12 protein-coding genes are annotated in these 10,939 nt (G+C 71.3%); 7 read left to right on the forward strand and 5 right to left on the reverse strand.

The window, feature by feature from the left end; all coding sequences use genetic code 11:
- Nucleotides 1–71 precede the first annotated feature (71 nt).
- Nucleotides 72–1,172 carry an AI-2E family transporter gene (locus ACFU95_RS23050; protein WP_383830655.1) on the forward strand — a complete coding sequence of 367 codons (1,101 nt, stop codon included), beginning with the start codon at nucleotides 72–74 and terminating at the stop codon, nucleotides 1,170–1,172.
- A gap of 114 nt (nucleotides 1,173–1,286) precedes the next feature.
- Here the strand turns inward: ACFU95_RS23050 and ACFU95_RS23055 are convergent, their stop codons facing one another.
- Nucleotides 1,287–2,096, reverse strand: a complete 810-nt coding sequence (locus ACFU95_RS23055; RefSeq protein ID WP_383830657.1) for a calcium-binding protein — start codon at nucleotides 2,094–2,096, stop codon at nucleotides 1,287–1,289.
- Nucleotides 2,097–2,384: 288 nt separating this feature from the next.
- On the opposite strand from ACFU95_RS23055, the gene ACFU95_RS23060 reads away from it, so the two are divergent.
- Entirely contained in the window at nucleotides 2,385–4,001 is a 1,617-nt protein-coding gene (locus tag ACFU95_RS23060; RefSeq protein ID WP_383830660.1) for a phospholipase D family protein, read from the forward strand.
- A gap of 23 nt (nucleotides 4,002–4,024) precedes the next feature.
- Here ACFU95_RS23060 and ACFU95_RS23065 read toward each other — a convergent pair whose 3' ends face one another.
- The 4 genes from ACFU95_RS23065 to ACFU95_RS23080 all read right to left on the reverse strand — a co-directional run bounded on the left by ACFU95_RS23065 (nucleotide 4,025) and on the right by ACFU95_RS23080 (nucleotide 5,995).
- On the reverse strand, nucleotides 4,025–4,735 hold the full coding sequence (locus tag ACFU95_RS23065) for a YoaK family protein (protein ID WP_383830663.1): 711 nt from the start codon (nucleotides 4,733–4,735) through the stop codon (nucleotides 4,025–4,027).
- A 44-nt stretch (nucleotides 4,736–4,779) separates the two neighbouring features.
- Nucleotides 4,780–5,172, reverse strand: coding sequence for a VOC family protein (locus ACFU95_RS23070; protein ID WP_383830665.1), 393 nt, complete (start codon nucleotides 5,170–5,172; stop codon nucleotides 4,780–4,782).
- Nucleotides 5,169–5,489, reverse strand: coding sequence for an ArsR/SmtB family transcription factor (locus ACFU95_RS23075; protein WP_383830668.1), 321 nt, complete (start codon nucleotides 5,487–5,489; stop codon nucleotides 5,169–5,171). The genes ACFU95_RS23070 and ACFU95_RS23075 overlap by 4 nt, the downstream gene beginning before the upstream one ends.
- Nucleotides 5,490–5,560: 71 nt before the next feature.
- Entirely contained in the window at nucleotides 5,561–5,995 is a 435-nt protein-coding gene (locus ACFU95_RS23080; protein ID WP_383830671.1) for a hypothetical protein, read from the reverse strand.
- Nucleotides 5,996–6,241: 246 nt separating this feature from the next.
- On the opposite strand from ACFU95_RS23080, the gene ACFU95_RS23085 reads away from it, so the two are divergent.
- From ACFU95_RS23085 to ACFU95_RS23105, 5 genes are all read left to right on the forward strand, one after another.
- Nucleotides 6,242–6,949: an FAD binding domain-containing protein gene (locus ACFU95_RS23085; protein ID WP_383830818.1), complete on the forward strand. Its 708-nt coding sequence runs from the start codon at nucleotides 6,242–6,244 to the stop codon at nucleotides 6,947–6,949.
- 193 nt (nucleotides 6,950–7,142) lie between these two features.
- On the forward strand, nucleotides 7,143–7,652 hold the full coding sequence (locus ACFU95_RS23090) for an SRPBCC family protein (RefSeq protein WP_383830674.1): 510 nt from the start codon (nucleotides 7,143–7,145) through the stop codon (nucleotides 7,650–7,652).
- On the forward strand, nucleotides 7,645–9,264 hold the full coding sequence (locus tag ACFU95_RS23095; RefSeq protein WP_383830677.1) for a phytoene desaturase family protein: 1,620 nt from the start codon (nucleotides 7,645–7,647) through the stop codon (nucleotides 9,262–9,264). The genes ACFU95_RS23090 and ACFU95_RS23095 overlap by 8 nt, the downstream gene beginning before the upstream one ends.
- A gap of 63 nt (nucleotides 9,265–9,327) precedes the next feature.
- Nucleotides 9,328–10,209 carry an SDR family oxidoreductase gene (locus ACFU95_RS23100; protein ID WP_383830680.1) on the forward strand — a complete coding sequence of 294 codons (882 nt, stop codon included), beginning with the start codon at nucleotides 9,328–9,330 and terminating at the stop codon, nucleotides 10,207–10,209.
- A gap of 27 nt (nucleotides 10,210–10,236) precedes the next feature.
- Nucleotides 10,237–10,722 carry an MSMEG_6728 family protein gene (locus ACFU95_RS23105; RefSeq protein ID WP_383830683.1) on the forward strand — a complete coding sequence of 162 codons (486 nt, stop codon included), beginning with the start codon at nucleotides 10,237–10,239 and terminating at the stop codon, nucleotides 10,720–10,722.
- The last annotated feature ends 217 nt before the right edge of the window (nucleotides 10,723–10,939 follow it).

The raw sequence follows: 10,939 nt of genomic DNA on the forward strand, positions 1-10,939 counted from the left end.
GGGTACCGGCCTTCGGGGGAATTGAGGGTCGGCCGCGCGGTCAGCGGGTCGGAGGGTGGTAGGGGCATGAGATGGCCACGCCCCCCGATCCCCCCGCCTCGCCGCTCGGACGCCTGAGCGGCGGCGAGTCGCGCGTGCCGGACGCGCTGCGGACGGTGGCCGCGTACGCATGGCGGATCATCGCCGTCGGCATCGTCGTCCGGGTGGCCTTCTCCGTGCTCGGGCAGTTCCACCGGATCGCCGTGGCCGTCTTCCTCGGTCTGGTCATCACATCCGTGCTCCGTCCCGTGGCCGGCCTCCTGGCCCGGTTCATGCCCCGTCCGCTCGCGGTCGCGGCCGCACTCATCGGTGGCATCGTCCTGGTCCTCGGTGGGCTGGCCCTCGTGGGTGAGGTCGTGGCGGAGCAGCGCCGGGGGCTGGAGAAGGAGTTCGTGGCGGGCGTCGACCGGATCGAACGTCAGCTGGAGGAGCCTCCCTTCCGGCTTCCGGCGGACGCGTTCGACGATCTGCAGTCCCGGATCGGCAAGCTCCTGTCGAGCCACCGCTCCACCCTCATCAGTACGGCACTCAGCGGCGCGAGCCGACTCCTCGAGGTGCTGACCGTGCTGGCGCTGGCCCTGTTCTGCGCGGTGTTCTTCACGCACTCCGGTGAACGGCAGTGGCGGTGGCTGTGCGACCAGCTGCCCGTGGCGGCGCGGGAGCGCCTCACGGTCGGCGGCACGGCCGCGTGGCGGACCTTCACGGGGTACACGCAGGGCATCCTGCTGGTGGCCGGGACCAACGCGGTCCTGGTGGGGATCGCCCTGTTCGCTCTCGGGGTGCCACTGGCTGTGCCGTTGGCGCTGCTGGAGTTCGTGGCCGCCTTCATCCCGCTGATCGGATCGCCGATCGCTCTGGCGGTCGCGGCCGTCGTCGCGCTGGCGACGAAGGGACCGCTGATCGCGCTGCTGGTCGTGGCCCTGATCGTGGTCATCGGACAGATCGAGGGCCACCTTCTGCACCCCATCGTGATGAGCTGGGCCGTCCGCCTGCACCCGGTCGTGGTCGCGCTGGCGGTGGTCGGCGGAGCGGTCGCGGCGGGGGTGATCGGTGCCGTGGTGGCCGTACCGCTCGTGGCCGTGGGGTGGTCGGTGTACCAGGCGCTGCGGGTTCCGGCGGCCGACTCGGAGTAGCCCGGGGCCCACCGGGGCCGCCGAAGTCCTGGATCCGCGGCGACAGCAGCAGGGCGGGAGCGTGAGGGAGACCGCGTTCCCTCACGCTCCTGACGACCCTGAGGTCTGGTCGTTCTAGTCCTGGTAGACCTTGTCGGTGCCCGGGCCGCCGGAGAGCGTGTCCGTACCCGTGCCTCCGTGCAGCAGGTCGTTGCCGCCGTCGCCGTACAGCTTGTCGTTGCCCTTGCCGCCGTAGACGAGGTCGGAACCGGAGCCGCCGTGGACGACGTCGTCGCCGTCGTCCCCGTACAGGCCGAAGTCCTGCCCCGAGGCGGTGCCCGTGAGGCTGTCGTTGCCGGGACCGCCGTGGCACTCGGCGTCGCAGTTGGTGATCGTGTCGTCGCCCGCGCCGCCGAACGGGCCCATCGCCCAGACGCCTCCGCCGCCGTCGAGGCGGTCGTTGCCGTCGTCCCCGTAGAACACGGCGGAGGTGCTGCCCTTGAGGACGTCATTGCCCTTGCCGCCGTGGACCGAGGTGTACGCGGAGCCCGTGACCGTCGCGGTGTCGTCGCCGTCACCGAGATCGACGTCGTAGTCGTCCGAGTCGTCGGAGCCCAGGGGGATCGCCACCGTGCACTCGGCGACCTTGTGGTCGGACACCGACGGGTAGCTGCACGCGTCCGTGGAGAGGGTGATGTCGAACGTGTCGCGGAAGGTGAGGAGGTAGTCCTCCCCGAACTGCGAGGGGTCGACGTCGACGACCTTCGCGGTGACCGTCAGGTTGTTGGCCTGTCCGGCACCGGCCTTGTACCAGAGCTCGCCGTCGGCGTGGACGAGAGAGGCCGAACTCGCCGTGGCCGCCTGGGCGGTGGACGCGACGAACACGCCTGCGCCGAGGGCGAGAGCGAGTGAGGTGGTGGCGGCGATGGTCCTTAACGTGCGCATGCAGAAATAGCCCTTCGCGGAATAAGTATTGTCTTCGATTTCGTTTTCGATCACACGTTTAGACACCGCACCCCGGGCGGGGGTTGCACCCGAATTCCACTCAGTTATCGCGGGCGGCCTTGCTTTTCCTGCTGTTAACCTGCGCGACATTGCGATGTGGCATTTTCTTCGATTCCGTTTCTGGAACCGAGTTGCCAGGGATGAGGGAATGAGGAGCCGCGAACCGGGTACTCACGTGTGGTGTCTGGATGACCAGGTTCTGGGTGCCTGGTCCTGGAGGACCTGGTTGTGGAACTCACCGACTGGCTGCTGACCCCGGGCGAACGCGACAACAGCGCCACGCGTCTGGACAGTCGCCGATCGGATCGAGCGGCCTGGTCGCACGGGAACCTGGTGCGGCCCCTCGTCCATGGCGCGACGTACTTCTCGGAACTCCTCGGCGCGATCCGGGCGCAGCGGGCAGGAGACCTGCTGCTGTTCACCGACTGGCGTGGCGATCCCGACGAGCGCCTCGACGGCCCCGGCACCGAGATCGGCACCGTCCTGGGCGAGGCCGCCGCGCGCCGGGTGATCGTCAAGGGTCTGCTCTGGCGCTCCCACCTGGACCGCTTCCAGTTCAGTGAGGCCGAGAACCGCCACCTGGGCGAGGCGGTCGAAGCGGGAGGCGGCGAATGCCTGCTCGACATGCGGGTACGCCCCGGCGGCTCCCACCACCAGAAGCTCGTCGTGCTGCGGCATCCCCACCGCCCCGAACTCGACGTCGCGTTCGTCGGCGGTATCGACCTGTGCCACAACCGCCATGACGACGCGACGCACCGCGGCGATCCGCAGTCACTGCGCATCGCCGCCGCGTACGGACCCCACCCACCGTGGCACGACATCCAGCTCGCGATACGCGGGCCGGCCGTCGGCGACCTCGAGACCTGCTTCCGCGAGCGCTGGAAGGACCCCGCGCCGCTCACCCGCAGCCCGTTCGTCCGCCTACGGGAACTCGCTCACGGCGAGGACACGCGCGCCGACACGTTGCCGGCCCAGGCACCCGACCCCGCGCCCTGCGGCACCCACACCCTCCAGGTCCTGCGTACCTACCCCAACCGACTGCTGCGCGGCTACGACTTCGCCCCTGACGGCGAGCGCAGCATCGCGCGCGGCTACCGCAAGGCACTGCGGCGGGCCCGGGCGCTGATCTACCTGGAGGACCAGTACCTGTGGTCTCCGCACGTGGTCGAATCCTTCGCCGAGGCACTGGCCGCCAACCCCGGCCTCCGCCTGATCGCGGTCATCCCCTCCGTCCCCGAGCAGGACGGCCGGCTCACCCTGCCGATGAACCTGATCGGCCGGATCACTGCCCTGGACAGACTGCGCCGCGCCGCCGGCGGACGTGTCGCGGTGTACGGGCTGGAGAACCACGCCGGGACGCCGGTGTACGTCCACGCCAAGGTGTGCGTGATCGACGACGTGTGGGCCTCGGTCGGATCCGACAACATCAACCTCCGCTCGTGGACCCACGACTCGGAACTCACCTGCGCCGTCCTGGACGAGAGCACGGACCCACGCGAACCGCGCGACCCGGGCGGCCTCGGCGACGGCGCACGCGGCTTCGCCAGGAATCTGCGTCTGGAACTCGCGCACGAGCACCTGGACCTGGACGCACTCCGGAGCCCGCGCGCCCCGGACCCGCTCTGTGACCCCCTGACTGCCTTCGACGCCTTCGCGGCCGGCGCCGCCGCACTGGACGACTGGCACGACCACGGCTGCCGCGGCCCCAGGCCACCCGGACGGTTGCGCACCTATCGCCCACCGAGTCTTTCGCGTACGACCAAGACCCTCTGCACGCCTCTGCATCGCCTTCTCGTCGACCCGGACGGCCGGCCCTTCGGGCTGCGGCGCCGCAACGAGTACTGAGTGCGGAGACTTCCCCGGCCCGCTCAGCCCCGGCGAGCGGCGGAGCCGGGACGGCGGGCGACGAGGGGCACACTGGCGCTGCCGATCGCGCAGAGGATCAGGACGACGGGCGGCAGCGCGGCCCATGGGGGCGCCTCCTCCAGCAGTACGGCGGAGGTGGCGGCACCCGCGACGAGCCCGACGAAGCGCAGCGGCACCCACACCCCCGGGCGGCCGGTACTGACGCCCTTGGCGATGTGCGTGGCCAGCGTGCCGGTGAGATACGTGGTCGGAGCGGCGGCCCGTCCGGCGGCCACCATCGCGGCGGACTGCGTCCCCATGGCGAGCCCGGCCCCGAACTGCATGACGTCCCGGAGCGTTCCGCCGGGGGCTCCGCCGGCGGATCCCCACACCAGCGCACCGACCGCCAGGAGGGCGGCCTCGGCGTACAGGAAGAGCATCACGCGCCGGTGCCAGTGGATCATCGGCGTGGTCTGGCCGCGGGTGCACCAGGCGACGATCAGCGCGCCCACTCCGAAACCGGCCAGCGCCAGCAGCGCCGCCGTCACGTCGACGGCTTCGCCCCGGCCGGCGGCCATGCCGAGCAGCGCGAGGTTGCTCGTCATGACACCGGCGAAGACGTGGTCGAGCCCGAGGAAGGAGACGGTTTCCACGGCCCCCGCGGCTGCCACGAGCAGCACCACCGCGATGTGCAGGGAGGCAGAGCCCTGCCTGCCGGAACGACCTTCACTCACGGTAGAAGAGGGTAACTCTGTGTCGTCGGGGCCGCTTCTGGCGCCTACTCCGGTTGCGTCGCGATCTGGATCAGGTTGCCGCACGTGTCGTCGAAGACGGCGGTGGTCACGGGGCCCATCTCCAGGGGGTCCTGGGTGAAGCGGACGCCGAGGTCGTGCAGGCGCTCGTATTCCGCGTTCACGTCGTCCACGGCGAACTGGGCGAGCGGGATGCCGTCCTGGACCAGTGCGTCGCGGTAGGTTCTGGCGGCCGGGTGGCCGAGGGGTTCGAGAAGGAGTTCGGTGCCGCCGGGCTCGTCGGGCGAGACGACGGTGAGCCACCGGTCCGTTTCGCCCACCGGGACGTCGTGCTTCTTCAGGAAGCCGAGGATCTCGGTGTAGAAGTGCAGGGCCTTGGCCTGGTCGTCGACGAAGACGCTGGTCAGCTGGATCCTCATGGGGCGCTCTCCTCGGGTCCGGACGGGTCGGATGGCTCGGGTTGCTCGGACACGGGCCATCGCTCGGTGATCTGCCGTAGCGGGGCCGTGTTCAGATCGTGGAACTTGTAGCGTCCCTCCCGCCTCACCTCGACGAGCCCGGCTGCTTCCAGCACAGCGAGGTGCTGGGAGACCCCCTGGCGCGAGATGCCGAGCTGATGCTTCATGCTCAGTCGCGAGCAGATCTCGAACAGCGTCTGGCCGGATTTCTCCGTGAGCTCGTCGAGGATGGTGCGGCGGGTGGGGTCGGCCAAGGCTTTGAAGAGGTCGGCGGCCACATCCACAGCATAGGCAAGTGTTCACTTGCCTATCAAGTCGAGCCGGGGTGCTCGTCGTCGCCCACGGCAGCTCAGAAGTCGGTGGGCAGCCCGCTCGCCTCGGCGATGCCCCGGAGCTCTTCGGTCTCCTTGTGCCGTTCCCTGATGTAGTCGGCGATCTCGCCGAGGCGTTCGGGGTCGGAGGCGGTCGTGGCGTCAGTGACGATCCTGACCGGGCCGGTCTCGTCGACGTCGAGCTCGACCACTTCGTTGTCCAGGCGGCCGGTGACGGCCGTGGCGATGACGAGGGCTGCCTCGTCACGGACCTCTTGGGGCAGCTCGTCGACGGCCCCTGGGTCGAGTGCGAGGTCGGAGCTGGAGAGTCGCTCCTCGTCGATCGCCTTCAGAACCGGTTCCACCGCGCGCAGCAGGAGGCGGTAATCCTCCGTGTCCATCCGGATGCGCAGGAGGTCCAGGTACACGTCCACGGCCCGGTCGTCGCCATGCGGAATCTCGGAATCGCTCATCCGCATCGTGTTCCCCACAGCGCGCGGCTCAGACCAAACAACTCAGATCCGTCCGCCCGGACCGCCCGGACCACCCGGACCCGTCAGGGCCGAGCGGCGTGCCGGCGAAGGTGACGTAAGCCGCGTGTGCTTGCGTGAGCCCTGTACGCGCCCCCCGGCGGAGAGATTGTCTTACCGCGGGGCAGGTGGCCGAAACACACCACCTGTCGCCTCTCTCCGACTCTTGAGGAAGGCAGGGTGGTGTCCGTGCTGTTGCGTCTGCCCACATCTGTGTCCGAAGCGCAGAAGTGCCTGGCCGAGGGGGCTGTGCCGATCGGCGGGGCGACGCTCCTGTGGGCCACCTGGCAGCGGGACGGATTCCCTGAAGCGGCCATGTCGCTGCGCGAGGTGCCCGAGGCCAATGTCCTGGGGCGCACCACCGTGGGCGGCGCCGTGGTGCTGCATCGAATAGACGACCGGGTTCCGGACGCGTTGCGCCTGGCCGCGGCCCAGGTGGGCACCGGGGCGGTACGGCGGAGTGCGACCGTCGGCGGAAACCTCGTCGGCAGCACGCTTCGCTGCCTGCTGCCCGCGGCCATCGTCCTGGACGCCAGGGCGACCGTGCTGGAAGGCGACGGGGTCCACGAGACGGACCTGTCCGAGGTGGTGGCCAAGCGCCCCGTCCTGCTCAGCCTCCGCTGGCGTGAGCCGGTCGCCAGCACCTTCTTCAAACTGGCCGGCGAGGCAGGTGGCTCCCCGCCCCTCGTGGTCGCCGCGGCGGTACACGCCGACGATGACGGAAACCGCAGCGTCCGAGTCGCCGTCCGTGACGGCTACGACGTGCTGACCGGCACCGCCACCCGCACCGCCGACGCGGCGCAGACCCTGCACGCGCTACGGGGCACGGAACTCATCGACCTCTCGTCCGCCGCATGGGACGTCGTTCGCTCGAAGGTCGCCGCCCTGTTGAGGTGAGAGCGACGTGACCGCTCCGGGACGTCACCGTGGGCCTGATTCATCCCGACGGGGTCGATCGATGCCGCTCATGCTGGTTTGACCTGTTCTGCGAGGGCACTCGGGCCTGACCGACGGGCTCGGGCAACAGACACAGGCAGCGGGCCCCCGCCGTGCCGTGCACCCCGGTCGCGGCAGGCACCTGGAGGTCTCCGTGGCCGTTCGCCATCGTCTGATCCAAGCCAGCCCGAGCGTCGTATGGGACGTCCTCGCCGACGGTCACCGGTACGCGGAATGGGTGGTGGGAACCTCACGGTCGCAGCCGCTCAGCGGGCGATGGCCGCGGACCGGCGCGGTGATTCGCTACGAGGTCCGGCTCGGCCCGCTCCGGCTGGTCAACGAGACGGTCGTCCGCCGCTGCGAGGAAGGCGTGTGCCTGGAACTGGAGGCTCACGCCGGTGTGCTGGGCACGGCACGTATCGCGATCGAGCTGCGGCCGTGGGGCGAGCGGTGCCTGGTGATCGTGGACGAGCATCCCCTCCAGGGAGCGGGCGGCCGCTTGCACAACGTGGGCTTCGAGGCGGTGATCCAACTGCGTCACCGCGCCATGCTCGCCCGACTCGCCCGGCTGTGCGAGAGCGAGGCACAGAACACCGTCGGCAGCCTGCGCAGGGCCCCGGTCGCGTCGGCGGTGTCGGGCGAGGACGGCGTCGGCCATGCCTGACGCCGTGGTGATCGGCGCGGGCCCCAACGGGTTGGTGGCCGCCAATGTGCTGGCGGACGCCGGGTGGAGCGTCGAGGTGCTGGAGGAGCAGCCGGAGCCAGGGGGCGCCGTACGCCATGACCGGGGCGTCGACCCCGCCTTCGTCAACGACCTCTTCAGCTCCTTCTACCCGCTCGCGGCGGCCTCGCCGGTCCTGGCCGCGCTGCGGCTGAAAGACCACGGGCTGCGGTGGAGCCACGCGCCCAGTGTGCTGGCGCACCCCCTCACAGACGGCCGCTGCGCCGTGCTGGACCGCGACGTCGGCATCACCGCCACGTCCCTCGAAGCCTTCGCGCCGGGCGACGGGGCAGCTTGGCGGCACCTGCACGGGGTGTGGCAGCGCGTGTACCCCGACCTCCTGGGCGCGCTGTTCACGCCCTTCCCGCCCGTTCGGGCAGCGGCGCGGCTGGCGTTCCGACTGCGGGCCGCGGGCGGACTGCGCCTGGCACGCTCCCTGGTACTGCCGGTGCGCCGCCTGGGCGAGGAGGAGTTCCACGGTCAGGGTGGCCGTCTGCTGCTGGCCGGCAATGCCCTGCATGCGGACCTCGCCCCGGAGTCGGCGGGCAGCGGCGGCTTCGGCTGGCTGATGGCCATGCTCGGGCAGACGTACGGCTTCCCCGTCCCGGTCGGGGGCTCCGGCGCCCTGACCCAGGCGCTGGTCCGGCGTCTGAGGACACGAGGGGGCTGGGTGCGCTGCGGCCAGCGCGTCGAACGGATCGTGGTCCGCGGCGGCCGGGCCGTCGGCGTACGTACGGCCGCCGGTGACGCGGTGTCGGCACGCCGGGCGGTACTGGCGGACGTGTCGGTGCCGGCCCTGTACGGCGAACTCCTCGAACCCGAACACGTGCCCACGCAGCTCCTCACGGACCTGCGTCGTTTCCAGTGGGACTTCGCCACCTTCAAGGTGGACTGGGCGCTCGACGGCCCGGTGGCCTGGGAAGCCGAGCAGGCGGCCCGGGCCGGCACCGTGCACCTCGCCGACGGCATGGACGAACTCACCCGCTTCGCCGCGCAGATCGCCATGCGGCAGACACCGGACCGCCCCTTCCTGCTGTTCGGCCAGATGACCACCGCCGACGCCTCCCGCTCCCCGCTGGGCACCGAATCGGCCTGGGCCTACACCCATGTTCCCCGCGATATCAGCGCCGACGCCGCCGACGAGGGAGTGACCGGGCGCTGGGACACCAAGGACCAGGAGCTCATGGCGGACCGCGTCGAACGCCAGGTCGAACGCTTCGCTCCCGGCTTCCGCTCTCTGATCCGCGCCCGCCGCATTCTGGCACCCCCTACCCTTGAGGCCCTCGACAGCAATCTGTGCGGCGGAGCCATCAACGGCGGCACGACCGCCATCCACCAGCAGCTCGTCTTCCGTCCCGTGCCCGGCACCGGACGCCCGGAGACCCCTGTCCCCGGGCTCTTCCTGGCCTCCGCGGGGGCCCACCCGGGCGGCGGCGTACACGGCGCACCGGGAGCCAACGCCGCCCGGGCCGCGCTGCACCGCCACCGTCCCCCCGGCCTCGCTCGCGCCCAACGGATCCTGACCCGGCGTGACCGGACCGGAAGCACACCCTGACCCACACCTCCGGCAGCCAGGACCCGCATCCGAACACCGCCTCCACCACAGGAGGGACAGCCCGTGCGCAGCAGCCCGCTCGCCGACCGAACGGTCGTCGTCACCGGAGCCGCCCGTGGCGTGGGCGCGGCACTGGCCCACGAGATCGCCCGGCGCGGTGCCCGGGTGGCCCTGCTCGGCCACGAGAAGGCATCCCTGGAAGCGGTGGCCGCGTCCCTGCCGGGCCCGGCCCTGGCCGTCGAGGTCGACGTCACCGATCCTGCCGCCCTGGCCGCCGCGGCCCACACCGTGCGGGCCGGCCTCGGCCGCCCCTCGGCCGTGGTGGCGAACGCGGGCATCGCCGAGGGCGGCCCGTTCCTCGCCTCGGACCCGGCCGCCTGGCGCCGTGTCATCGACGTCAACCTCACCGGCAGCGCCCACACGGCCCGGGCGTTCCTGCCGGACCTGTTCGACACGGCGGGCTACTTCCTCCAGATCGCCTCGCTGGCGTCGATCGGCGCCGTCCCTCTGATGAGTGCCTACTGCGCCTCCAAGGCGGGTGCCGAGGCCTTCGCGCACTCCTTGGCCGCGGAGGTGGCGCACCGCGGGGTCGGCGTGGGCGTCGCCTACCTCAACTGGACGGACACCGACATGATCCGTGACGCCGACCGGTACAGGGCCCTGCGCGAACTGCGCACCCACATGCCCCCGCCGGCTCGCCGGGTGCACACCGTGGACATGGTCGCCGTCCGCCTGACAACGGGGCTGGAGCACCGTCGTACCGCCGTGTACGCGCCGGCCTGGCTGCGCCTGACCCAGCCCCTGCGCGCAGCCCTTCCACCCGTGGTCCTGCGCGTGTCGCGCCGCGCGCTGCCCCGTATGCAGGACACGGAACCCTTCGAGTACACCGGACCGCTCGGCGCCGGTGGCCTGGCCGACCGCGCGGCGTCCGAGCCGCGGGCCTGAACCCGCGACGGTGACCGGGAGAGAGAAGTGCAGACCTTCCTGCCCCACCCCGACTTCCGGCAGACGGCTCTGCTCCTGGACCGGCGCCGACTGGGCAAGCAGCGCGTCGAGGCACTCCAGGTCCTGCGGGGCCTGACCGTGCCCGGCTACGGGTGGCGCCACCATCCCGCCGTACGCATGTGGACCGGATACGAGGAGGCACTCGTCCGCTACGGCCTGGAGATCTGTCGGGTCTGGCGGGAACAGGGACACCAGGACAGCTGCGCCGCCTCCCTGGTCGCGGGGCTGGCCGCACACCGGCCGGGCACCGCCGTGCGCGACCAGGCGGAACTGGCCGCCGTCGGCGAGCTGCCGCCCTGGCTCGGCGACGAGGCCTTCCACGAAAGTCACCGCTCGGCACTGCTGCGCAAGGACCGCGACGTGTACGCCGGCCTGTTCCCCGGCGTACCCGACGACCTGCCCTACGTATGGCCGACATCGGACCGCGGCCCACGGCATGCGACCGCCCGGTGAACGACCTCGCCATGCCCGGAACCGGGCCCGCATCGCGGACACTGGCCACAGGAGACAGCAGAGGGGAGGCCGACCGTGCTGACCGCAGTCCGTGAACAACTGGGCCAGGCCCTGTTCCGGCGTGGGGGGCGCACCGAAAGGGCAGGGGGGCAGGGATGGAGCGACCATACACCCAGAGCGTACTGGGGTGGGGGGGAGTAAGACGTGCGCACCGTCC

The sequence above is a fragment of the Streptomyces sp. NPDC057623 genome, from assembly GCF_042800355.1.
Classification (GTDB): Bacteria; Actinomycetota; Actinomycetes; order Streptomycetales; family Streptomycetaceae; genus Streptomyces.

Excerpts from the sequence above, each read along its gene's own strand:
- ACFU95_RS23050 (WP_383830655.1), top strand. The coding sequence starts at position 72 with ATGGCCACGCCCCCCGATCCCCCCGCCTCGCCGCTCGGACGCCTGAGC.
- ACFU95_RS23055 (WP_383830657.1), bottom strand. The coding sequence starts at position 2,096 with ATGCGCACGTTAAGGACCATCGCCGCCACCACCTCACTCGCTCTCGCC.
- ACFU95_RS23070 (WP_383830665.1), bottom strand. The coding sequence starts at position 5,172 with ATGAGGATCCAGCTGACCAGCGTCTTCGTCGACGACCAGGCCAAGGCC.
- ACFU95_RS23080 (WP_383830671.1), bottom strand. The coding sequence starts at position 5,995 with ATGAGCGATTCCGAGATTCCGCATGGCGACGACCGGGCCGTGGACGTG.
- ACFU95_RS23095 (WP_383830677.1), top strand. The coding sequence starts at position 7,645 with ATGCCTGACGCCGTGGTGATCGGCGCGGGCCCCAACGGGTTGGTGGCC.